Raw genomic sequence first — 22631 nt, forward strand, 5'->3', positions numbered from 1 at the left:
GTGACGCATAAGCCGGGCTGTACTGCGCCCAGGATGACCCCGAAACAATACGCCAAGCTCGACGGCGCAGTACAGGCTCGGCTTAATGCGCTCGTTAGGGTTAATCATTGATAAACTCCTCTAAGTATCGATCAAACGCTGGATAGCGACCTCCTGCACCAAATTGCCTTTCCAAGGCAATCAGATAGGCCGCGCCAGCAGGATTATTGCGCGCCGACTTCGCCTTTCGATAGTCAATGTATGCTGCTATCGCGCCGACAAGCATTGATGCTCCGATCTCATAGAGGTTAAATGGGTCCCCTGTAGCTCCCAGTAATGCGCCGTAAACGCCGGCTGAGGTGGGTACCCCCATCGTAAACATGCTTCCAACATCATCCTTATTTAGGAAGCCTTGAGATGCTTTAAGGTTTGCTTTCGCCTTCTCTAAATCGCGTTTGAAATCATTTAGAATATCTTTGCCATGTTTGATCGACTCGCACTTATGTAGCTGGTCAGAGAATCTTTCCAATTCAAGCTTGAATGTATTTCGCTCATCCTTTGAGTGCGCCGAAGCTTTAACAATTCTATCCATGGGAATTGAATCGACATCAAACGGTAGTAGATCGTTGAATACTAGCGCCGAATAAAAGCCATTTGCTTCTGTGTCGGATAGGAAATCGTCAAAATTAGCTGATTCCGAGAAATATGAGCTAACAGCGAAGGAGTATTGATCATCTGTGCATCGAGAAAGTTGCCTTCGTCTGGAAACTTCTGTGGACAGAAAGAACATGTAGCCGCGAACGACCTCCCTTGGAAGAAGCAAGAATCCCTCTTCAGACTCGCCAACGGCATACTTCTCCAACGACGGATAAAGAACAGAGTCGATCTTATCTGGATGTAAGTAAGAATACTCATCGTGCTCGAGACCAGCAGGCTTGTACTGAATGCCTTCCAATAGATCTTGAAAGTCCCGAGTAACGCCGCTTAGATCCTCGGGCTCTAAAGCTATAGGTCTAACAAGTCCATTGTCACATGCTTTAATTATCTCAATGGAGTCCCTAGGAGAATAGCCGGAAGGAACAATTCGAAAGACATTGTCCCAAAGTAGAAGCGCTGCCTTTAGCCATCTCTCGTTGCGGATTTCTATATGAGGATAATAAAGTATGGAGTCGTTCACGTTCTTCTTGAGTACCCTAACGTCAAACCTAAGCCGACCCATACTGCGCTGGGATGAGACTGAATGAATGCAATGAGCTACGCGCGCAGTATGGGGTCGGCTTGAGGTGCGTGTTAGGCATCGAACGCCATCTTTAAGCTCGCTTGCGTTTCGCCAACTACCGTGAACCCATGGCGCTCATAAAAACGCTTTGCCGGCGCGTTGATTTTGAAAACCTGCAACTTGACTCCGAGATGCTGCTTCGATGCTGCCGAGATAACCCGTTTCAAAACGTTTGCCCCAAGCCCCTTCTTTTGATGCTCCGGAGCGAGCAAAAGCATCCGGATGTAGAGTTCATCACTATGTTTCTCTACTTGCACATAACCTATGGCTTGATCTTCGCGTAAGACCACCGTTACCTGTTCTGGATCAAAGTGCTCTGAAAAATCATTTTTTTGCCATTGACTATCCCAACCCCAGATCTGTTCGATGTAGCCTCCCATCACTGATCGGTATAGCTCGAACAATTGCGCTTGATCCTCAGGATTTGCAGACCGGAAGGAATATTCGGCTTCCATTTTTATGCCTAACGTCTAAGGTAACTGGCGCCGCGAAGCGGCGTCCGGTTGACCGCCTTGTTGGGCAGCTACATGAGGATACTCACATATCCTGCCAGCAAGACACGAAAGGATCCAGTCAGTAGCTCTTGTGAATTTAGATTTAGACATCTCTTTCTGACCGACGATCTGAGAATAGACTGGAAATACGAGGAATGGCTTCCCGGTATTGGTAGAGCATTCTCTAGGCAGGATGCAGGGACCATGGGCTGCACGAAACAAGGCGAACGTGCCCTTGCGGAAATGAATTTTGTAGTCGTACCGCTCAGATGAGAACACACCATTTCCATGCCATGTGTAGCCAAAATCCATGCACCACCTTTTCACAGTCGACTTCATCTCGGAATCCAGGTTATGTCTGCGCTGCCCAACGCTGCGCTTCTGGGGCGATGCGAAGCATCGTCCCTAGCAAGCGCTTGTTGGGGATTCTGTGTATTGATCCTGGCAATATGATGCTCAGAGGATTGATCTCAAGGCGTTTGCCCAATTGTGCAAGCAGCCTTGGTTGGCGAGGTGTGTAGGGAGCAGATCTATTGGTTTGGTCTGATGCTTGCAGTGGAAACCCGGTTCAGGGACGTGTGTAAGCAATGATTAAGTGCAGATCCGATCTGCTGTTTTGGCCGAGATGATCGATATTGACAAGTATGCCGACAGTAGTGGTTGATGCCTCTGTGTTTGTAGGCGAGTGTCATATGCTGAAGAGTATGCCAGGACCAGTGTCGCTACAGATCCCCAACGTCAAAGGTAACCGGCGCCGAAGGCGTCCGGTTGACCGACTTGTTGGGCGATCACGGTCATTCTGTTTGGGTTAATCATAATATGCCTCAGAATGCACTTCTTCTTTGGACATAGCAATGGCTGCCTCAATTTCACCTATCGGTATACTTACGGGGCCATTCTCGCCATATATCACGAATCTTCTCTCATCGCCTTTATCTGCCCGAATTGTTACGATTGGATAGGGCTGTGCCGTGGTATCAAGCTCGCCGGTCGGTTTTGCAATGCACAATTCTAAGTGCATTCCATCGCCTGCACACGAAAATCTCTGAAGATAGAGCCTATCAACGTACCGATCGGGTTTGCTAGAATGTATATTCATGTTGCAGCCCAACGACAACGCTCAGCCGCCCAGCGCTGGCACGGAGCCGAGACAACCAAACCAAGCTGACGCGCGGGGTCGGCTGGAGCAACTTGTTAGGCGGTGATTTATGACGAAGCAAGAATTGATCGACGCTCTTTCTCCTTTTGATCCTGATGATGTTGTCATCGTGCAATATGAAAATGATAAATCTTGGGACAACATTCAGTACCTTTACCAAAACGGATCATCTATAGCCATTGTTTTCGGCGGCGGCAATCCGTTTAGTGACAAGTGATTCCGCCTAACGCCACGCTCAGCCGAGCCGGTTGAGCGAGAGCGAAACCGGCTTCGGCTGAAGCACCGTGTTAGGCGGTTGATTGGACTTTGATTTCCAGCCTGGAAAACAATTCCATCCAGACCCCTTTAATTCGATCACCGAGGATTCAATGTAGACCTTCGCACCCATCACGGTTCTGCTGGGTTGCGTGGGCAGCTAACGCCAAACTAACCCGCGGCCCAAAGTGCGCCAGCACTTTTTGCCGTCGGGTTTAGTGCCGTGTTAGGCGACTTCATTGGTGGGGTGAGCCGTCAATTGAGCCTGGCCTCTTTTCTCCCTCTCTGAGGAAATCGCCAATGCTGGCGTAGGAATCGTCCGTGACCCCATGAGCGACGGGATGCTGGCAGACCACATAAAGCGTCCGACCGGAGCGGCGATAGGACCACCCCTGCTCAGTGCCAGTCAGCGGACCTCCCGCGAGGGTTTGCCAATACTTCGGGTAGGGCGGTGTCGTACCGTACATGACAACGGCTTTCGGGTCATTGCTTGCCACGGCCTTTTGGAGTTCGGCTAAACGTCGTGGTGCGACCGCGGACAGGTAGTCGTGGCGGCTCGCAAACAGGCCCTGGTGGTCCCACTCGCCGAGGCCCTTGTGAGGCAGTGGCATCAGTTCGAGCAAGGCCTCGGTTTCCATTGCTAGCCGACTGGCCTGATAGTGGCGAATGCGTTCCTTATCGACCGGCTCGCCAAGATAGCGCAGCGCCACGATGATGAGCCGCCGCCAGGTTCTCTGGATGGTCGGAAACAGCGAGAACCAGCGTGCTTCATGGATGCGTTCATGAAACAGGCGAATATCCAGCGTGGCTGTCCGCCCCAAGTCTTGCCAGGCCTGCAGACGCTCGTCGAGTGACTCCTGCCCCGTTCCCTCCTCCATCCCGATGAACCAGAGCGGCGCGGACAGCGAGCCATAGCCGAAACATCCGTGAATGTAATCCTGCAGCAGCCTGTCTGTAGTTCCTGCTGGCGTAATATCCGCTACCGCCATTGGACGTTCATCCTGATCTGGAATAAGGCTAGATCCCCGGTTCCCGGCCGCTGGCTGTTCCGCACCGGCGCGCGTAACAGACGGCTCCGGGATGTCTGCCTCTAGCCACCCATTGTCAATGCAATAGTCGATAAAACCTCTGCCGCCGCGCGCATGATCATGGTCCTTGGCCCAGCGCACAAGTTGTTCGTAGCTCGCCGACCTGACGGTCGCTAACTGTTGTTCGAGAATGCCCCAGGTTCTAACATTTTGCGCCGCTGTGGTTCTCGGTACCCGCCTGATCCGGTACCTCACCGTCTTCGATGCGACCGGCTCCTGGCGTATCTGATCGAGTTGCGGGCTCACTGCGTCATCTCCTGTTACTAACTGGAGCGCGACATGGTTCAGCGACAGCTTCTTCTCGCCTGCATCAACAAAATGGACGGTGACATTTCCCCCACCGGATGCCGTGACTTCACCGAGCCCCCAATCGAGCTTCTTCGGATGCTTCACGCGATCGCCGACCTTAAATGGCATAGCTAACTCCCGATTTCCCGTAGCGGCACAACTCCCTTGTGAGCCGGATTCCGGCGCCAACCTGTCCCATGAGGTTCATTCTATCGCGGGGGTGAAACCTCATAGATATAGAGATGCTTAAATCGCGGTTGACACAATTGCTGCTGTAACTCAGCGATCAACACCAAACAGCACCTTTTGCCTGAGCCGGTCTTCCTGGCGACAAATGGATCTTCTGCGGGCTTGTTCGTAAGTGCGCGATAGGCCAGTATCAGTGGCTCGAAATGCGAATCGGCATGAACCCGCCAGAGCCTTCCCTGATGGAAAAAGAAGCCCGCCGGCTCGCGATTACCCCCAGATGTTTGGCCATCGAAACGGGTTTGCGCTGGGTCTGCGGCCTGCCGTGGCAGGACTACGTGCTCCATGAATGCAGCAAAGCTCCGGTGGTTCATACGTCCTCGGCAGTTCTCTAATTTTCTGTGGCCTAACGCCAAGCTCAGCCGAGCCGGTTGAGCGAGAGCGAAACAGGGATCGGCTGGAGCACCGTGTTAGGCGTTTTTTTGGTGTATTTAGAATGGAACTTTGCCCAATTACATTACGTGAAGCGAATGATTTTGTTGAATCGTTCCACCGGCACAATAGCCGCACCTCTCGCGATGGCGGAAAGTATGCGATCGGCTTAACCCATGATGGCGAGCTTGTTGGTGTTGCGATTGTAGGCAATCCATTATCGGCAACCCTGATGGACGGGTTCACTGCGGAAGTGTTGCGCGTTTGCACGAACGAAAAAGCACCACTAGGAGCCTGTTCCAAACTGTACGCGGCCTGCTGGCGAGCGTGGCGCGCGATGGGCGGACGCAAGATGATTACCTACACGCGTCAAACCGAATCAGGGGCAAGCTTGCGCGGCGCGGGTTGGCGCGTCGTCGCGGAATGTGCGCCAGTAAAACCTGGTTGGCACAAAAAAGACCATCTCAAGCGGAATTGGCAACCAGTAATGGGGCAACAAAAGTTCCGCTGGGAATTTTCCGCCTAACGCCAAGCATCAGCCGCGAGCTATTGGCGCGTCGGCTGGATGCTCGGGTTAGGCTATTTTGGAGGTAGATAATGCCGCTGTCATGCTCTTGCGATTATGGCGATGACGTAGATTTCTACGTCTATCACCCTATTGACTACTCTGAGATGCCGGCACTCAAGCGCCGAAAGAGATGCGCGAGCTGCGAGGCATTGATCGACGCGGGCGCAATCGTTGCCAAATTCTCCCGCAACCGTTGTCCGAAAAACGATATTGAGGAAGCGATCTATGGTGGTGGGCCGACGATACCCCTGGCCGATCAATTCCTGTGCGAGACGTGCGCAGACTTATTTTTCAGTCTGTTTGAACTTGGCTTTGAGTGCGTAATGCCGAATGAAAATATGCGCGAGCTAGTGCGCGAATATGCTGAGACGTTTTCAGCCTAACGACAAGCTCAGCCGCCCCGCGCGCGGCACGGAGCTGAGATAACCAAATTAGGCCGACGCGCGTGGTCGGCTGGAGCAGCTTGTTATGCACTCTGAGTTTCGCGAACTGATAGCGGCTGCAGCCAATATGAGAGACGCGGCAAACCGCCTTTGGCACGCACATAACCCAGATGAAGGCCAGCACGACGAGGTTCCTATGTCTCTTGATGATGCCCAGGAAAAGCACTCTGCCGCATTCATGCGTTTAGAGCGCGCTGAGTATTACGCAGAGAAAGCGATTTCTCGTCTTTCTGCATAACGACCAAGCTAAGCCGACCAGCGCGGCTACCGAGCTTGAACCAAACCACGACGCCGACGCGCTGGGTCGGCTTGAGCGACTTGTTATGCCTTGGTTATTTGAGGTTTTGATAGAAGACGAGCGCGACCAGAAGGACATCAAGACCGAGCGCCATTACGTAGAAGCTGAATGCATTTACGATGTAGCGGACGATTTCAGGCGAGATGGAGAGTATGGAGATCGGACGGTGGTCTCGATTATTCGCCATGTCCCGGTTTCACGGCATATTCGCCACGCCTCTGCCGAGGCATAACGCCAAGTTCAGCCGCGCGCGGTACGCGGCCAGAGAAAAACCGCCAGTCGGTACCGCGTCGGCTGGAACTTTTTGTTATGCAAGAGAGTTGATATGACACCAGAACAAGCGGACGAAAAGCTGGCACAAATCGAGAGGCTGGCGCAAGAGATCGAAGATGACGCCGAGCTGGCGGAGATAGACGAGCGGTACCGGATCACGGCGAAGTGGATAGACACCGATATCGAATGTGTGAGCGCATAACGCCAGCCGTAACCGGCGCATTTGTAGTGAGCGCAGCGAACGAAAAATGCGTCCGAGTTTACGGCCTTGTTAGGTGATTTGTGGCGGATTAAATACATCGAGATGCTCTAGCAAAGTAACTTTCTTTGCGATGGTCCTACACCCAACAAACAGCTTAAATTCTTTGCACTCTTTGAATATATGCGTTCGATTGTTAAATATCGTTCGCGTAATTGGGTCTTTGTACTTTGGCTTGAACGACAAAAGTTTTTGTAAGTTGTTGCTCACTAGAAAATAGCTAATCCACGAAATTAGATATTTATTTCTTTCTTCTTCGTCAGACAGGGAAGTCAAATATTGCTCTAGGTACTCGACGATTTGAGCTTGATGCAAAATCCCAAATGGACTCGTTAAGACAGACTCCAATACTGCAACTATTTTCGGGAATGCTTTTACTCTGAGAGTACCGAGCATTAACAGCATGCTAATAACTCTTTCCAAGTTGAACTCTGAAACGGTCACCTTTAGCTTGCCGCCTTTGTCGATAATATCAGCTAGAAACCTATCTATTACACCTGTGCCGGGACATTCACGATCTATCCTTACAACTGACAGATATAGCTCCCTTAACTCTTTCCAAGAGTATTTTTTTCGTTTTTTCGGATGGACTGCGTGATATTTAGAAACCCATTCTCGAAAGAGGCCATCAGGTAGTGCCGATATTATTGTCTTCTCATCGCTTAACTCTAAATTGTACTCTTTTAAAGCAGCTTGGATAATTTTAATGATACGTTTCGAATCAGATTCTGTTTTTGCGAGTATTCTATAGTCATCCTTAAACCTTACAGCCTCACAATCAATACCTGATGCTCTAACTTCCTTTGTGAATTCAACATCTACGGCGGACGCCACAATTTCAGCAGCAATGTCTGACACAACCGGGCCAATTGGGATTCCATTGGTACAACCATCATTAGCATTTTGAAATAGCCTGTCTAGGCGGTTTCCAAGAAGCTTGAAGTTGTGGAGATTAGCTGGTTTTCTTATGTGCTTTTTGCCGTGAATAGCCCACGGTATGCTGTGAGTATAAATCGAAGGGTAAAAGCTCTTAATGTCTGCTTTTACAAGATAGCTATACTTGTAGGCTATTGATGTTACGTCCTTGTCAACCATGCCTATGAATTCGTAGATAAGTCGCCCACTTCTTAGATAGCCTATGCGCCCTTGGTTGCGTGAGTCTATGGGCACCGGAAATGCGTAAGATGCTACCTGACTGTTAGCGGGAATCATTACATCGACGATCTTTAGCCAATTTCTGGCGATGTGATAGGCAATGTCGTTGTGAATACAAGGATTGATTAGGCCAAAATTCCTGTCAGTGTATTCTGTTTTTGGAAAGTGAACATTAATGCATTCAGTCCTATCTACTTTATACTTTTTTCCTTTGCCTGTGACTTTGAAATATATTTTTGGCTTGGCAGGTCGTTTTGCCACTTTAAAGCATGGGGGCATTACGTAGCTTTCAGGGAAGTATCCATTTTCGCAGAGCCAGTGATAAACGTCAGTTCTCTTCAACGATCTCGCCAACCGCTTTGTAACGGTTCGGTGTTCTGTTAACGGGTTGCTTGAAAACAAACTCATTGCTCCATGCTCTTCTTTTCACCTAACAGTTAACTAGACAGAAAGTTGGTCAGGTGTGCTAGACAGAATCCGTCTAGCCCCGTTAGCATAGATTCCATCTAGCCCGGAGAACCAAGGCGAACCGTTCGACCGGCGCTAGACGAAATCAACACTCTCTGCCTGTGAGATCGACGTTAGCACATGCCGCAACCTCAAGCAACAGGATCAACGGCCAAGGATCGGTTTTGGGATCAGTTCATCGCCCGAGCCGTTCAAGCCGGCGTCGAGGGGAATGCGCTTCGATGGCTGGTACGCCGGGCGGAAGCTTATCTTGCGGCCTTTCCGGGCAAGCGCCTGAAGCAACATAAGCTTGATGACGTGACCGGCTATCTGCAACAGGCTGGGCGGCTAGACAGAATTTCTGACTGGCAGTTTGTGCAAATCGTCGATGCTATACAGAATTTGCTGGTGACTGCAAAGGCGCCGGTGGCGGCGGAGGTGGATTGGGACTTTTGGCGGGCCTCGGCGCGAACCTTGGAGGCGGATCACCCGACTGTGGCGCGGGAGACGCCAGCGTTTGAGGAATCTCCGGTATCGGGTGCCCGGTTAAAGGAGAAGCGGAATGCGACCTCGGCGCTCGACCAGGTGAGGGAGGCGCATCGGCCGCTGCTGGAGCGCATGGTGGGGGAGATTCGGCGACGGCACTATTCGATTCGCACGGAGCAGGCTTATGAAGCCTGGGTGTGCCGTTTTATTCTGTTCTGCGATCAGCGGGACCCGGCGGATGTTGGCGCTGAGCGGATTCGCGCGTTCCTGGAGGACTTGGCGGTGCGCGGCAATGTCTCGGCGAGTACCCAGAATCAAGCATTGAATGCGCTGGTGTTTCTGTACAAACAGGTGCTCGGGCGGTCGCTGGAGGAGCTTGGGGATTTTGCGCGCGCGAAACGGCCGAAGCGACTGCCGGTGGTGCTGGAGCGCGGGGAGGTCGCACGATTGCTAAGTGGGATCGAGGGCGTCCAGCATCTCATGGCGGCTTTGCTTTACGGTACCGGGATGCGGTTGATGGAGTGCATGCGGTTACGAGTGCAGGATATCGACTTCAGTTATCATCAGATTCTTGTTCGCGATGGCAAGGGGCAGAAGGATCGGTTGGTGCCGCTGCCGGTGCGTTTGGAGGAGCCCTTGCGGGAGCAATTGCGCAAGGTGCGCGCATTGCACGAGCAGGATCTCGCCGCGGGCCATGGGGAGGTGTTTTTGCCGGATGCTCTAGCGCGCAAATGGCCGCATGCACCCAAGGAGTGGATTTGGCAATATGTGTTTCCGAGTGGTCGGCTGTCGGTTGATCCGCGCAGCGGCAAGACGCGCCGGCACCATGTGCATGAGAATAGCTTGCAGAAGGCGGTGAAGGCCGCGGCGCAACGGGCGGGGATTACGAAGAAGGTAAACTGCCATTGTCTGCGCCATTCGTTTGCGACACATTTGCTGGAATCCGGCTATGACATTCGCACCTTGCAGGAGTTATTGGGGCATGCGGATGTGTCAACCACGATGATTTATACCCATGTGTTGAACCGTGGCGGTCAGGGGGTGCGCAGTCCGTTGGATGGGTTGCTCTAGCTGCGGATGCGCGCAGCCAGGTGATTCCCGAGAGCCGGTGGCCGAACGCACTGCGGTTGCGCACGAGCGTCTTCTACCGCGCCAGCACCGCCTTCGAGCGGCGAGCCAGGAGCATTCGCGGCCTCTAGCGGCTGCGCCGCAACCAGCGTGTCGCGCTGCGCTTTGGCATGCGCGAGACCGTGCGTTCGGTCGCGCTGGCCGGTTTGTGCGAGCGTATGGACCGGTAGCTGCTGAGCGTGCTGACGCGCTGAGCGAGTGGCTCAGCGCCAATTGTCCACTGGCAGCCCAACGATCCGGCGAAATTCCACCTCGTTGCTCGTGACCATCGTTAAGCCGCGCGCCAGCGCCGTGGCGCCAATCAGGACATCGTAAGGGCCGATTGGCGTGCCCCGGGCTTTCAGATCGGCCCGAATTGCGGCGGCGGCTTCCGCGTCGGCCAAGGTGAAGGGTAGGGTCGTGATGGAGGCAAAAAACGCCTCCAGCACCGGCGTCAGCTCACGGGCGCGCGCCGGCTTTAGGCGCAACCCGAACGCCACCTCCATGCGCGTCAGCGTCGAGACCGCAATCAGCGTCGGCGCCGTGGCCTTCACGCGGGCCAGCACCGTCGGTTCGCCCTTGACGAAGTCGGACACCGTGCAGGTATCGAGCAAATACCTCATGCAAGCGGATCTTCAGTGGGGGCCGGCATGCCCTCGCGGAACGCCTCGAAACGCGGCGCGTCGGCAACGCCCTCGAAGTTGGCCACGGCCGCTGGCCAGTAGTCCGAGCGCTCGGCCAGCCAGGCTTGCAGTGCCTGAGTAATCAGCGCCGAAGCGCTTTGTCCCTGCTGTTCGGCAACGGCGAACAAGCGCTCGCCGATGGTGGGATCGAGTTCGATATCAAGATGCATGAGAGGGCTCTTGGTAAGGGGGGGATAAGCTTGTCTTCATGGTGCTGCCATTGGGTGGCGCGGCGCGGGCATCTTCGTGGGTGTGACGAAAGTGCTAGCCGTGCCCAATCAGCTCATCGATATGGGTGCCGACTGAGCGGCCAAGGGCGGAGAGGGCGTATCCGCCTTCGAGCACGGAGACGACGCGCTCGCGCGCATGGCGGGCGGCGAGGTCGTGGAGTTCGTGGGTCATCCAGGCGTAGTCGGGCTCGCGCAGCATGAAGTGGGCCATGTCATCCTCGGCATGGCCGTCAAAGCCGGCGGAGATCAGAATCAGCTCGGGCTTAAAGTCGTCGAGGCGCGGCAGCCATTTCTCTTCGACCGCGGCGCGGTAGGCGGTGCCATCAGTGCGGGACGGCAGCGGCAGATTGATCACATTGGGTGCCTGGCTGTCGGCACCGGAGCCGGGATAGAACGGATGCTGAAAGCTGGAGCAGAACAGCACCCGCTCGTCGCCGGCGAAGATATCCTCGGTGCCATTGCCGTGATGGACGTCGAAATCCACAATGGCGATGCGCTCAAGCCCATGATTGGCCAGCGCATGGGCGGCGGCGACGGCGACATTGTTAAAAAAGCAAAAACCCATGGCTTGATGGCGCTCGGCATGGTGGCCTGGCGGGCGTACTGCGCAGAAAGCGGCGTGGTGCTTGTCGGTCATCACCAGATCAATCCCCAGCATGGCTGCCCCGGCTGCGCGTCGGGCCGCATTCAGGGTGCCGGCGCTCATGGCGGTATCGCCATCGACCCAGGTCAGCACATCGCTTGCTTTGGGCGCGTTGGCGAAGATCATTTCGACATAATCGGCATCGTGGACCCGCAACAGGGCTTCGCGCTCCGCGAGAGGCGCGTCATAATGGGTCACCAACATTTCCATGCCGGAGGCGATCAGCCGGTCGGTGATCGCGTGCAGGCGCTCGGGTACCTCGACATGGTGAGCGCCCATGCGGTGCTCCAGGCAGTCGGGATGAGAGATGAAGGCGAGATTCATGGTTGTTGTGCTCGGCCTGTGGGGGCGAGTTGATTCGCTCGCGGTGGAGAGGCGAATGGATTCGCCTGAAGAAGCTTCATGTAATCAGGTTAGTCTATCGGGGCAAATATATCGGCCCCTGCGCCCAGGAGGGCAACCCAAGATGCGTTTATCGGATGTCGACCAACTCTTTGTCCCGAGTGCGGTGGCAGTCTTTGGCGCCAGCGACCGCGAGGGCTCGGTCGCTGGCGTGGTGTTTCGCAACCTGCTCGCCGGCGGCTTCAAGGGGGGATGCTATCCGATCAATCCCAAATATGAAAAGGTGGCGGGCGAGCGCTGCTATCCAAACCTGGCGGCGCTCGAAAAGCATGTTGAGCTAGCGCTGATCGCCACGCCGGCGGACAAGGTCGCAGGTATTCTTGATCAGTGCGGCGAGGCTGGCGTGCGGGCTGCTGTGGTGCATTCGGCGGGTTTTGCTGAGCGTGGTGAGCGCGGCGCGGCCCTGCAGGAGAAATTGGTCGAGGCGGCACGGCGCAATCGGGTGCGGGTGCTGGGGCCGAATTGTCTCGGCGTCATGCGGCCAGCCCATGGGTTGAACGCCACCTTTGGCAATGCGCCGGCGCTGTCCGGGCATGTCGCGCTGGTGTCGCAGTCTGGCGCCGTCTGCACCGCCATGCTCGACTGGGCCGGGCCGCGCCGCATTGGCTACTCGGCAGTGGTGTCCCTGGGGGCGGCGGCGGATGTCGATTTCGGCGACGTGCTCGATTATTTGGCGCTCGACTCGCAAACTCACAGCATTTTGCTCTATGTCGAGGGTATTCGCGACGCGCGGCGCTTCATGAGCGGCCTGCGCGCCGCGGCGCGGCTGAAGCCCGTCGTGGTGGTCAAGACCGGGCGCCATCCGGCCGGCTCGCGCGCGGCCAAGTCGCACACCGGGGCCTGGGTGGGCTCGTCGGAGGTCTTCCGCGCGGTCATGGAGCGCGGTGGCGCGGTGCAGGTCGACACGCTCGATCAGCTCTTCGCGGCGGCGCAGGTGTTCGGTGCCGGGCGGCGCATCGCCGGCAACCGCATTGCCATCGTCACCAATGGCGGCGGGCCGGGCGTGCTGGCGGCGGATCGGGCGGTGGAGCTGGGGCTGAGCCTGGCGACGCTGTCTGACGAGACCCGCGCCGAGCTAGAAAAGCTGCTGCCTGAGCACTGGTCGCATGGCAACCCGATCGATGTGATCGGCGACGCGCCGGCGGCGCGCTATGGTGGGGCGGTACGCGCCTGTCTGGCCGATGCCAATGTCGATGGCGTGCTCGCCATCCTCGCACCCGTGGCTAGCGTGGACCCGACCGAGGTGGCGGGGGCGGTGATCGATGCCGCCGCCAAGACGCGGAAGCCGGTGCTGGCCTGCTGGATGGGCGCGACCCGTGTGGCGGAGGCGCACGCGCTCTTCTCCGAGCACGGTCTGCCGCATTATGACTTGCCGGAAGCTGCCGCCGAGGCGCTGTCCTTCCTCGGCCGCCAACAGCGTAACCAGAAGCTGCTGATGCAGTCCCCCGGGCCGCTGTCGCAACAGCTGATGCCCGATGTCGAGGGGGCGAGGCTGATTATCGAAGGGGTCATGGCCGAGGGGCGCAAGACGCTTGGCACCATCGAGGCCAAGGCGATTCTGGCCGCGTTCCGCATTCCGACCACCCAGACGGTGCTGGCGCGCTCGCCCAACGAGGCGTTGATCGCTGCCGAGGCCCTGTCTTTCCCGGTGGTGATGAAAATCAACTCGCCCGATATCCGCTACAAGTCCGATGTCGACGGCGTGCGGCTGAATTTGACCGACGCCCAGAGCGTGCGTCGTGCCTATATCGAGTTGACCGAACGCGCCCGCATTCTGCGCCCCGAGGCCAAGATCGAAGGGGTCACGGTGGAGCACATGATCCCGACCCGCGCCGCGCGCGAGTTGATGGTGCGGGTGGCGCGCGATCCCATCTTCGGCCCCGTGATCAGCTTCGGCGCCGGCGGGACGGACACCGACGTGCTCGCCGACCGCGCGCTCGGCTTGCCGCCGCTGAATGCCTTCATCATTCAGACTATGGTCGAGCACACCCGGGTCGCGCGGCTGATGGGCGCCTTCGGCAACATGCCGCCGATGAATCGCCAGGCGCTTGCGCGCATCCTGCAAAGGGTTTCCGAGATGGTGTGCGAGCTCGCTGAAGTGATCGAGCTTGAGATCAATCCGCTGATCGGCAATGATCTGGACGTGATTGCCGTGGATGCCCGCATTCAGGTCGCTTATCGCCCACCGCAGATGCCGGTCTATGGTCACATGGCGATCCACCCCTATCCGCAGCACCTGATCGAACGCGTGCCCCTGCCGGACGGCACGGACCTGACCATTCGCCCGATTCGCCCCGAAGATGCCCAGATGGAGCAGGACTTTGTGCGCGGGCTTTCGGAGCAGACCAAGTATTTCCGCTTCATGCAGGCAATCAAGGAGCTGACGCCCGAGATGCTGGTGCGCTTTACCCAGATCGACTACGACCGGGAAATGGCGCTGATCGGCGTGGTGTTGGATCAAGGGCGGGATGTTGAGGTTGGGGTCGCGCGCTACATGTCGCGCCCCGGCGGCGATACCTGCGAGTTCGCCATCGTGGTTTCCGACGAGTGGCGCAACCGCGGCATCGGCGCGCGCCTGATGCGCTCGCTCATGGCCAATGCCCGCGCCAAAGGCCTGCGCATTATGGATGGCGAGGTGCTCTCGGCCAACACCCGCATGCTCGCGCTGGTCAAGTCGCTCGGCTTTCGGATCGAAAGCGATAAGCTCGACCACAGCGTCAAGCAGGTGTCAAAGGTGTTGTAGGAGCATCCATGAGCCATTCAACCATCGAATCCCTGATCGGCAACACCCCGCTCGTGCGGTTGCAGCGGCTGCCAGGTGAGACCAGCAACGCCATCCTCGCCAAGCTTGAGGGCCAAAATCCGGCCGGCTCGGTGAAGGACCGCGCTGCGCTGAGTATGATTCTGCGTGCGGAGCAGCGCGGTAGCATCAAGCCAGGGGATACCTTGATCGAGGCCACAAGCGGTAACACTGGCATTGCGCTTGCCATGGCTGCGGCCATGAAGGGCTATCGGATGCTGTTGATCATGCCCGAGAACATGAGCGTCGAGCGGCGCCAGTCCATGGCCGCTTTTGGCGCCGAGATTCGCCTTACACCCAAGGATGGCAGCATGGAGGCGGCCATTGATCTGGCGCGCGTGCTGGAGGCAAAAGGCGAGGGCGTGCGCTTGGATCAGTTCTCCAATCCGGACAATCCCGAGGCCCATTTCGAGGCCACTGGCCCCGAGATCTGGCGCGATACCCAGGGCACAGTGACGCACTTTGTTAGCGCCATGGGTACCACCGGCACCATCATGGGGGTGAGCCGCTACCTCAAGCAGTGCAACGCAAGTGTGCAAATCGTTGGGGTGCAACCGCAGGAGGGCTCGAGCATCCCCGGCATCCGCCGCTGGCCGCAGGAATACCTGCCGAAAATTTACGATCCGGCGCGGGTGGATCGCATCATCGACATCAGCCAGGCCGAGGCAGAGGACACCACCCGCCGGCTGGCGGCGGAGGAGGGCATTTTCGCCGGTATCTCTTCCGGTGGCGCGGTGGCCGCTGCGCTGCGGCTGTCGCGGGAGCAGGAAGGCGCGGTGATCGTCGTCATCATCTGTGATCGGGGCGATCGCTACCTCTCCACAGGCGTCTTCCCCGCCTGAGCCCAGCGGATTCCGCGCGCATGGGGCCATGCGTGCATGGTCTGGTGAAGTGAGCGATAGCGATTAGAAATTGGTGTTCGGTTTCGATTCTAAACCCATGACGTTTTGGTATTACGTTGAGCAAGAAAAAACCGCTTCCCCAGGAGCCCATTGAGGCCGAGATTGGCGACCTGAGTCACGACGGTCGCGGTGTCGCTCATGTCGACGGCAAGGCCGTGTTTGTGCAAGGCGCCCTGGCCGGCGAACGGGTGCGCTTTCGACTGACCCGCCGACAGCGGCGCCATGACGAGGGCGAGGTGGTCGAGGTGCTCAGCGCATCGCCAGACCGGGTCACCCCGCGCTGCGCGCATTTCGGGCTTTGCGGCGGCTGCGCCCTGCAGCATCTCGACCCGGCTGCGCAAATCCGCATGAAGCAGGAGGTCCTCGCCGAGGCGCTGCGGCGCATCGGCAAGGTCTCGCCCGAAACCTGGCTGCCGCCGCTGGTGGCGGAGCATTGGGGCTACCGGCGCAAGGCGCGACTTGGCGTGCGCTATGTCGCCAAAAAGGGCCGCGTACTGGTCGGTTTTCGCGAACGCCGCTCGTCCTTCGTCGCCGATCTCGAGCGCTGCGAGGTGTTGCACCCGGCGGTCGGTGAGCGCCTGACCGAACTCGCCGAGCTGATCGGGAGCTTAAGCATCCGCGAGCGGGTTGCGCAGATCGAGATGGCCCAGGGCGACGGCCCGGTGGTGCTGATCTTTCGCGTGCTCGAGCCGCCAACGCCGGGTGACATCGAGCTGCTGCACGCCTTCGCCGCCCGAACCGGTCTGCATGTCTATCTCCAGCCGGGCGGCATCGAGACGGTTGCGCCGCTGCCCGGGCAGCAGGTGGAGCTGAGCTATGCCTTGCCGGCGCCGGATGCCACGCCGGTGGTCGAACCTTTGCCGACGCCGGATATCAACCTGGTGTTCGGGCCCAATGATTTCACTCAGGTCAATCTGGAGCTAAACCGCCTGATGGTCGCGCGCGCGCTCGAGCGGCTCGACCCCGGCCCCGATGATCGGGTACTTGACTTGTTTTGTGGTCTGGGCAATTTCACTCTGCCCATCGCGCGCCGCGCCGCCTTCGTGCTCGGGGTCGAGGGCGATGCGGGCCTGGTGGAGCGCGCCCGCGCCAATGCCGAAGGCAGCGGGCTTGATGACAGCCGCGTGCGCTTCGAGCGCGCCGATCTTTACACTGAAGCTGCGGGCGAGGACCCCGCTGCGCATTGGCCCTGGACGCGGCAGGCCTTCGACCTCGCGCTCATCGACCCGCCCCGCAGCGGCGCCCTGCAGGTACTCGACCCGCTGGTCGCGACCGGCATTCGCCGTCTGGTCTATGTTTCCTGCTATCCCGGCACCCTCGCCCGCGATGCCGGCCATCTGGTCGAGCACCACGGCTTTCGCCTGGTTGCCGCCGGCGCCATGGACATGTTCCCGCATACCGCGCATGTTGAGTCTATGGCAGTGTTCGAGCGCTGAAAAGATTTCGTCAGCCGTCCACCAGTTCTCCCTCGACGACAGAGTCGAACCGAAGCTGACCATCGCTCAAGCTGATGTCGATGAGATCGCCGGGCTTGAAGTGACCGGCAAGGATTTCCTGCGCCAGCGGGTTTTCGACCTGAGCGCGGATGGCGCGCTTGAGTGGACGGGCGCCATAGACGGGGTCAAAGCCGGCCTCGCCGAGGTGATCGAGCGCATCCTCGCTGATCTGCAGGCTGATCTCGCGGCTGGTCAGGCGTTTGCGCAGCTCCTCGAGTTGGATGCCAGCGATGGCGCGGATCTGTTCCTGCCCGAGCGGGTGGAAGACGACGATCTCATCGAGCCGGTTGATGAACTCAGGGCGGAAGGAGTGGCGAAGGATTTCCATCACCGCGTCCTTCATCTCGGCATAATTGGCCTCGCCGGCTTTCTGTTGGATGATGTCCGAGCCCAGATTGGAGGTCATCACGATAGCGGAGTTGCGGAAATCCACCGTGCGCCCCTGGCCGTCGGTCAGGCGGCCATCGTCGAGCACCTGGAGCAGCACATTGAAGACATCCGGGTGGGCTTTCTCGATCTCATCGAGCAGAATCAGGCTGTAGGGCCGCCGGCGCACGGCCTCGGTCAGATAGCCGCCTTCCTCATAGCCGACATAGCCCGGCGGGGCGCCGATCAGACGCGCGACCGAGTGCTTCTCCATGAACTCGGACATGTCGATGCGCACCATGGCCTCTTCGGTATCGAACAGGAATTGCGCCAGCGCCTTGCACAGCTCGGTCTTGCCCACGCCAGTGGGGCCTAAGAACAGGAATGAGCCGATGGGGCGATTGGGGTCGGACAAGCCGGCGCGGGAGCGGCGGATGGCATCGCTGACGGTGCTGACCGCTTCTTGCTGGCCGACGACGCGCTGTTGCAGTGCTTCCTCCATGCGCAGCAGCTTGTCGCGCTCGCCCTCAAGCATCTTGGAGACCGGGATTTTGGTCCACTTGGATACGATATCGGCAATTTCCTCATCCGTGACCTTGTTGCGCAGCAGCTGATTGCCGCTGCCCGGTTCGGAGTCGTCGGCGCTAGCCAGGCGCTTTTCCAACTCCGGGATACGGCCGTATTGGAGCTCCGACATGCGGGTCAGATCTCCGGCGCGGCGGGCGGTTTCCATCTCGACCCGAGCGCGGTCCAGCTCTTCTTTGACGTGAGCGGTGCCCTGCACGGCAGCCTTTTCGGACTGCCAGATTTCGTTCAGGTCCGAGAACTCGCGCTCGAGACGGGCGATTTCGGTCTGCAGATCGTCGAGGCGCTTCTTGGATGCTTCGTCGGACTCTTTCTTGAGCGCCTCGCCCTCGATCTTGAGCTGAATCAGTCGTCGATCGAGCTTGTCCATCTCCTCCGGCATGGAGTCGATTTCCATGCGGATATGCGAGGCGGCTTCGTCGATCAGGTCGATGGCCTTATCCGGTAGCTGGCGGTCGGTGATGTAGCGATGCGACAGCATGGCCGCAGCGATAATGGCCGGGTCGGTGATCTCCACCGCGTGGTGGACCTCGTAGCGTTCCTTGAGCCCACGCAGGATGGCGATGGTGTCCTCGACGCTCGGCTCAACGACCAGCACCTTCTGGAAGCGGCGCTCGAGCGCGGCGTCTTTCTCGACATACTTGCGGTATTCGTCCAGAGTAGTGGCGCCGATGCAGTGCAGTTCGCCGCGCGCCAGGGCGGGCTTGAGCATATTGCCGGCGTCCATGGCGCCCTCTGCCTTGCCGGCGCCGACCATGGTGTGCAGCTCGTCGATAAACAGAATGATGTTGCCTTCTTGGCGCGCGACATCATTGAGCACGGCTTTGAGGCGTTCTTCAAACTCACCGCGGAATTTAGCCCCAGCGATGAGCGCGGCCATGTCGAGCGAGAGCAGGCGCTTGGTTTTGAGCCCTTCAGGCACCTCACCGTTGACGATGCGCTGGGCAAGCCCTTCGACAATGGCGGTCTTGCCGACTCCGGGCTCGCCGATCAGCACCGGGTTGTTCTTGGTGCGGCGGGCGAGCACCTGGATGGTGCGACGGATTTCGTCATCGCGCCCGATGACCGGGTCGAGCTTCCCTTGCTCGGCGCGCTCGGTCAGATCAATGCTGTATTTCTCCAGTGCCTGGCGCTGTTCCTCGGCATTCGGGTCCTCGACCTTCTGCCCGCCGCGCATATTGTCGATCGCGCGCTCGACGGCCCCCTTGGACGCGCCCGCCTCGCGCAGCGCATTGCCGAGCTCGCCCTTGTCCTCCAGGGCCGCGAGCACAAACAGCTCTGAGCTGACGTACTGATCGTTGCGCACCTGGGCAAGCTTGTCGGTGATGTTGAGCATCTTGCTCAACTGATTGGAAATGGTCACGTCGCCGCCGGTACCCGAGACCTGCGGCAGGCGCTCGAGCGACTCGCCCAAGGCGGATCGCAGGCGGTTGACATTGACATCGGCCTGGGAGAGTAAATGCCGCACACTGCCGCCGTCCTGGTCGAGCAGGGCAATCATCAGATGCACGGGCTCGATGAACTGATGGTCGCGGCCGACCGCAAGGCTTTGCGCGTCGGCAAGGGCCATCTGGAACTTGCTGGTCAGCTTGTCCATTCGCATGGGGGTTCTCCGGTAAATATTCGGGTTATCCTTAGGGTTATTCCGGATTTAGGGTGGATGTCAGCGATATTCAAGCAGAAGTGGTGCCAGCCACTCAGTTGAGGCGCGTTGCGGGCTTCATCAGAGTGTGGGCGCCGTCGATTTTTGGCAGGACTCAGCAAGTAACCGCCAATCGCGGTCACTGACTCGGCGCCAGTAACCGCTCAATGGTCAGAACTCGAGGCGCACGCCGCCGGTTATGGCGTATTCGCTAACATTCTCGTACCCAAGAATGGTGTTGTAGCTAATGAAGGCGGAGCGGCCATTGGCGAACTGTCCGGAAAGACCGAGGCCGAGATCGAAGTAGTCGTGATCCGGCTTGGTTGTCCAGATGGTCAGAGGTGTCGCGCTAAGATCATTGATAAAACGCGCACTGATTCCTTCCTGGTCGTTCTCGAACTCGTGAATCCAATGGATACTGATTTGAGGTACAAAAATGCCGGATTGCGTGCTGATCGCCTTGGCGGCCATCATACCCAGTCTCGAGGTTAAAGAGGTGTAAGATTGTGAATCGTATGCCAATGCCCAGCTGCTGCCTGGTGCATTGGGGTTGGTAAGGCTTTCACCAAAAGAATTGACATGATTCCTGATGTATTCCACGCTCAGCTGTGGTGTGAAGGTAAAGGATTTGCGATTGATACTGTAACCGCCGCCAAGCGTCGCGTAAAACAGGTTGCCATCGGGGCTCGATTTGGCTGTTTGTCTGACTCGGGTGATACTGCCAGAGTCATCAATATTGTAATCAATATTGCGGTTCACATCGTAGTCATTCCAGTTGTAGCCGATGGTGCCTTCAAGGAAGAGGCCACTGTCGAGGTAGTAAGTGCCGTAGGCACCGAGACCCCATCCGTCCATGGTCATATCGCCTTTGTTCTGGTCGTAATCGGTGGTGCCCTGCAAATAAGAGATCATGGCGCCGGCGATCAGATTTGGCCCTAAGCGATAGTCACCCCCAGCGGTCAGATTCCAGCCATGTGAGTCGTATCCGTAGGTGTAGCGATCCGGGTCTTGCGTGCCATCAAGGTATTTGGCCGTGAGGAATCCACCAGCTTTTCCGTTCAAGGCGTCGGCACTGGCAGCGCCGCCGGTCTGGCCATAAATGAGGCCTGACACAAGTGAACTGCCGAAGCCATTCGATTCGGTTTGCGAGGCGAGGCGCAGAGTCATCATTCGTGAAGCCAGCAAGCTGGTGACACTTTGCACCTGTTGCGCTGCGGCGTTGTTTTGCGCAATTACCTGATCCGGGGTCAGTGTCTCCAGTGCCGATGATGCACCGGATGGGTCTGTTGTTGATCCCCCCACCAAGGTGTTGCAGTCAGTCTGAAATTGGGTTCCTGTATTGGCTCCGCCGGCACAGGCTGTCAGGACAGTATTGGAAAGCCCAACGGTATTGGTATTGCCCGTCGCTTGGCCAGCGCTCTCAAAGCTCGAGGCAGGCGATTGATCAGGATCTTGGGGGGCGGGCGTTGGTGCAGGTGGGGTGGGTTGCGGGCGATCAGTAATGCGCTGGTAGAGATCCTGGGTCGCTGGACCTGAAGGTTCCGTTGAAACGACACCTGTTTGCGCATAAGCATTTATGGAAAAGAATAAAAAGGCAAGGCTGATGATTGCTAGCTGGGCAGCTTTCCAGTTTTTTCTCACTGCGGCGATCCTCCGATGGGGGCTGTTTTGAAAAGTTCTCTAATTGATAAAATTAGAGCATGATTGGAAACATGGCTTGGGGTTATTGACTTGACTCTTGCACCGCTCCAAGTGCCACTGAAGGCAAGGGTGGTGTTATAGTGAGCCGAGTTTTTCGTGCAAATTGTTGTTCCGCGATTAGTATGACGTGGATGCTACTGTCCGACGCAAAATCTCTGTCCAGTAGTTTTTCCAGCAACACCGATGGTCGCTATTAATCCTCATGATGTGAGCATTTTGAATGGCAGGCTGGGTTTCATCGTCGAGCCACTTAGCTGGGACCTGCAGGTCACGGGTGCCGATAATATGCCAATGCTCAATTTCGGCACTTAACGGCTGCCGCTCAGATGGATCGAGCGAAGCCGCGAGAGGGCTGTAGCCATGGTGTTCCGTCCAAGCGCGCACATCAAGGTTTGCTGCAATGGTGACCAAGCGGGTGACCTGCGGCAGTCGTTCGGCGATTAGCCAGGCAATAACGCCGCCGCCGCTGTAGCCGATCAGATTGAGCTTCTGGATTTTTTCTTCGCGGAAAATCTGCTCCAAGGCGGCAGCCATGGTGGCGACGACGGTCTCTGAGTATCTCGCGGAGGTCCATAAGAGGGGTGAGCAACCCGGAGCCTTTTCTTGGCCAAAATAGCACGGGCGGCCCAGGTACAGGCTCGGCTGCGGATCGAGCGCCATTAACTCGAGCATGAGAGGCTGTCTCGGGGTTGGGTTCAGGCTGATGCTGGTTCTGCTGCGCCATGGGCGCCCGTCGCCATCAAGATAAAGGTTAAGGGATTGCTCAGGCGAGTGGGCCTCAGCGTTTCTGTAGGTTCGAAGTACAAAACCTTTAGCTGTAATCTTGCCTGGCGTTAGTCCATAGCCTTCAGCAATGATGTCGTAGCGCGTTGCCAAACTGCTGCATGCCGCTAGCGGCATGACCAGAAACGCGGCCAGAACAATCACGTGGATCGCAGCGGGAAGCGTCCTCATTGGTTTTAGTCGGGTCCAGGCTGTGCCGGCG

The 22631-nt window shown here is 57.5% G+C and carries 21 protein-coding genes; 10 read left to right on the forward strand and 11 right to left on the reverse strand.

The features are described from left to right. Positions 1–100: 100 nt before the first annotated feature. The 3 genes from Thiosp_RS05620 to Thiosp_RS05630 form a co-directional block, all read right to left on the reverse strand. Positions 101–1156, reverse strand: a complete 1056-nt coding sequence (locus tag Thiosp_RS05620) for a hypothetical protein (protein WP_201068497.1) — start codon at positions 1154–1156, stop codon at positions 101–103. A 113-nt stretch (positions 1157–1269) separates the two neighbouring features. Next, positions 1270–1713 carry a GNAT family N-acetyltransferase gene (locus tag Thiosp_RS05625; protein ID WP_201068496.1) on the reverse strand — a complete coding sequence of 148 codons (444 nt, stop codon included), beginning with the start codon at positions 1711–1713 and terminating at the stop codon, positions 1270–1272. 847 nt (positions 1714–2560) lie between these two features. Then, positions 2561–2773, reverse strand: a complete 213-nt coding sequence (locus tag Thiosp_RS05630) for a hypothetical protein (protein ID WP_201068495.1) — start codon at positions 2771–2773, stop codon at positions 2561–2563. Between the two features lie 187 nt (positions 2774–2960). On the opposite strand from Thiosp_RS05630, the gene Thiosp_RS05635 reads away from it, so the two are divergent. Then, on the forward strand, positions 2961–3128 hold the full coding sequence (locus Thiosp_RS05635; RefSeq protein WP_201068494.1) for a hypothetical protein: 168 nt from the start codon (positions 2961–2963) through the stop codon (positions 3126–3128). A 274-nt stretch (positions 3129–3402) separates the two neighbouring features. On the opposite strand, the gene Thiosp_RS05640 is transcribed toward Thiosp_RS05635, so the two are convergent. Then, positions 3403–4671, reverse strand: a complete 1269-nt coding sequence (locus Thiosp_RS05640; RefSeq protein ID WP_201068493.1) for a DUF3553 domain-containing protein — start codon at positions 4669–4671, stop codon at positions 3403–3405. A 553-nt stretch (positions 4672–5224) separates the two neighbouring features. On the opposite strand from Thiosp_RS05640, the gene Thiosp_RS05645 reads away from it, so the two are divergent. From Thiosp_RS05645 to Thiosp_RS05665, 5 genes are all read left to right on the forward strand, one after another. Continuing rightward, a complete protein-coding gene (locus Thiosp_RS05645) occupies positions 5225–5686 on the forward strand; it encodes an XF1762 family protein (protein ID WP_201068492.1) in 462 nt (153 codons plus the stop codon). 71 nt (positions 5687–5757) lie between these two features. After that, positions 5758–6111, forward strand: coding sequence for a hypothetical protein (locus tag Thiosp_RS05650; protein ID WP_201068491.1), 354 nt, complete (start codon positions 5758–5760; stop codon positions 6109–6111). Between the two features lie 85 nt (positions 6112–6196). Then, positions 6197–6409: a hypothetical protein gene (locus tag Thiosp_RS05655; RefSeq protein WP_201068490.1), complete on the forward strand. Its 213-nt coding sequence runs from the start codon at positions 6197–6199 to the stop codon at positions 6407–6409. Positions 6410–6494: 85 nt separating this feature from the next. Beyond that, positions 6495–6701: a hypothetical protein gene (locus Thiosp_RS05660; RefSeq protein ID WP_201068489.1), complete on the forward strand. Its 207-nt coding sequence runs from the start codon at positions 6495–6497 to the stop codon at positions 6699–6701. Between the two features lie 93 nt (positions 6702–6794). Next, positions 6795–6944, forward strand: a complete 150-nt coding sequence (locus tag Thiosp_RS05665; RefSeq protein WP_201068488.1) for a hypothetical protein — start codon at positions 6795–6797, stop codon at positions 6942–6944. A 69-nt stretch (positions 6945–7013) separates the two neighbouring features. Here the strand turns inward: Thiosp_RS05665 and Thiosp_RS05670 are convergent, their stop codons facing one another. Beyond that, positions 7014–8498, reverse strand: a complete 1485-nt coding sequence (locus tag Thiosp_RS05670) for an RNA-directed DNA polymerase (RefSeq protein ID WP_201068487.1) — start codon at positions 8496–8498, stop codon at positions 7014–7016. Positions 8499–8744: 246 nt separating this feature from the next. Here Thiosp_RS05670 and Thiosp_RS05675 point away from each other — a divergent pair, with 246 nt between their 5' ends. Then, positions 8745–10160, forward strand: a complete 1416-nt coding sequence (locus tag Thiosp_RS05675) for an integron integrase (protein ID WP_274607963.1) — start codon at positions 8745–8747, stop codon at positions 10158–10160. A gap of 260 nt (positions 10161–10420) precedes the next feature. Here the strand turns inward: Thiosp_RS05675 and Thiosp_RS05680 are convergent, their stop codons facing one another. The 3 genes from Thiosp_RS05680 to Thiosp_RS05690 form a co-directional block, all read right to left on the reverse strand. Further along, the gene (locus Thiosp_RS05680; RefSeq protein WP_201068486.1) at positions 10421–10792 is read right to left on the reverse strand and encodes a PIN domain-containing protein; all 372 of its coding nucleotides are present in this window, start codon (positions 10790–10792) and stop codon (positions 10421–10423) included. Between the two features lie 23 nt (positions 10793–10815). Then, a complete protein-coding gene (locus tag Thiosp_RS05685) occupies positions 10816–11049 on the reverse strand; it encodes a ribbon-helix-helix domain-containing protein (RefSeq protein ID WP_201068485.1) in 234 nt (77 codons plus the stop codon). 94 nt (positions 11050–11143) lie between these two features. Continuing rightward, complete coding sequence (locus Thiosp_RS05690; protein ID WP_201068484.1) at positions 11144–12076, reverse strand: histone deacetylase family protein; 933 nt, start codon at positions 12074–12076, stop codon at positions 11144–11146. Between the two features lie 142 nt (positions 12077–12218). Here Thiosp_RS05690 and Thiosp_RS05695 point away from each other — a divergent pair, with 142 nt between their 5' ends. From Thiosp_RS05695 to rlmD, 3 genes are all read left to right on the forward strand, one after another. Further along, positions 12219–14897: a bifunctional acetate--CoA ligase family protein/GNAT family N-acetyltransferase gene (locus tag Thiosp_RS05695; RefSeq protein ID WP_201068483.1), complete on the forward strand. Its 2679-nt coding sequence runs from the start codon at positions 12219–12221 to the stop codon at positions 14895–14897. Between the two features lie 8 nt (positions 14898–14905). Next, the gene (gene cysM, locus Thiosp_RS05700) at positions 14906–15796 is read left to right on the forward strand and encodes a cysteine synthase CysM (protein WP_201068482.1); all 891 of its coding nucleotides are present in this window, start codon (positions 14906–14908) and stop codon (positions 15794–15796) included. Positions 15797–15912: 116 nt separating this feature from the next. Then, on the forward strand, positions 15913–17292 hold the full coding sequence (gene rlmD / locus Thiosp_RS05705) for a 23S rRNA (uracil(1939)-C(5))-methyltransferase RlmD (protein WP_201068481.1): 1380 nt from the start codon (positions 15913–15915) through the stop codon (positions 17290–17292). A gap of 10 nt (positions 17293–17302) precedes the next feature. Here rlmD and clpB read toward each other — a convergent pair whose 3' ends face one another. The 3 genes from clpB to Thiosp_RS05720 all read right to left on the reverse strand — a co-directional run bounded on the left by clpB (position 17303) and on the right by Thiosp_RS05720 (position 22573). Beyond that, entirely contained in the window at positions 17303–19906 is a 2604-nt protein-coding gene (gene clpB, locus Thiosp_RS05710; RefSeq protein WP_201068480.1) for an ATP-dependent chaperone ClpB, read from the reverse strand. 210 nt (positions 19907–20116) lie between these two features. Next, a complete protein-coding gene (locus Thiosp_RS05715) occupies positions 20117–21586 on the reverse strand; it encodes an autotransporter outer membrane beta-barrel domain-containing protein (RefSeq protein WP_201068479.1) in 1470 nt (489 codons plus the stop codon). A gap of 177 nt (positions 21587–21763) precedes the next feature. After that, positions 21764–22573: an alpha/beta fold hydrolase gene (locus tag Thiosp_RS05720; protein ID WP_323696855.1), complete on the reverse strand. Its 810-nt coding sequence runs from the start codon at positions 22571–22573 to the stop codon at positions 21764–21766. Positions 22574–22631: the final 58 nt, after the last annotated feature.

The organism is Thiorhodovibrio litoralis (genome assembly GCF_033954455.1).
In the GTDB taxonomy this organism is placed as follows: Bacteria; Pseudomonadota; Gammaproteobacteria; order Chromatiales; family Chromatiaceae; genus Thiorhodovibrio; species Thiorhodovibrio litoralis.

Coding starts and splice junctions, on each gene's coding strand:
- Thiosp_RS05690 (WP_201068484.1), bottom strand. CDS start 12,076: ATGAATCTCGCCTTCATCTCTCATCCCGACTGCCTGGAGCACCGCATG.
- Thiosp_RS05685 (WP_201068485.1), bottom strand. CDS start 11,049: ATGCATCTTGATATCGAACTCGATCCCACCATCGGCGAGCGCTTGTTC.
- Thiosp_RS05625 (WP_201068496.1), bottom strand. CDS start 1,713: ATGGAAGCCGAATATTCCTTCCGGTCTGCAAATCCTGAGGATCAAGCG.
- Thiosp_RS05640 (WP_201068493.1), bottom strand. CDS start 4,671: ATGCCATTTAAGGTCGGCGATCGCGTGAAGCATCCGAAGAAGCTCGAT.
- cysM (WP_201068482.1), top strand. CDS start 14,906: ATGAGCCATTCAACCATCGAATCCCTGATCGGCAACACCCCGCTCGTG.
- clpB (WP_201068480.1), bottom strand. CDS start 19,906: ATGCGAATGGACAAGCTGACCAGCAAGTTCCAGATGGCCCTTGCCGAC.
- Thiosp_RS05635 (WP_201068494.1), top strand. CDS start 2,961: ATGACGAAGCAAGAATTGATCGACGCTCTTTCTCCTTTTGATCCTGAT.
- Thiosp_RS05655 (WP_201068490.1), top strand. CDS start 6,197: ATGCACTCTGAGTTTCGCGAACTGATAGCGGCTGCAGCCAATATGAGA.
- Thiosp_RS05695 (WP_201068483.1), top strand. CDS start 12,219: ATGCGTTTATCGGATGTCGACCAACTCTTTGTCCCGAGTGCGGTGGCA.
- Thiosp_RS05665 (WP_201068488.1), top strand. CDS start 6,795: ATGACACCAGAACAAGCGGACGAAAAGCTGGCACAAATCGAGAGGCTG.
- Thiosp_RS05675 (WP_274607963.1), top strand. CDS start 8,745: ATGCCGCAACCTCAAGCAACAGGATCAACGGCCAAGGATCGGTTTTGG.
- Thiosp_RS05645 (WP_201068492.1), top strand. CDS start 5,225: ATGGAACTTTGCCCAATTACATTACGTGAAGCGAATGATTTTGTTGAA.
- Thiosp_RS05630 (WP_201068495.1), bottom strand. CDS start 2,773: ATGCACTTAGAATTGTGCATTGCAAAACCGACCGGCGAGCTTGATACC.
- Thiosp_RS05660 (WP_201068489.1), top strand. CDS start 6,495: ATGCCTTGGTTATTTGAGGTTTTGATAGAAGACGAGCGCGACCAGAAG.
- Thiosp_RS05650 (WP_201068491.1), top strand. CDS start 5,758: ATGCCGCTGTCATGCTCTTGCGATTATGGCGATGACGTAGATTTCTAC.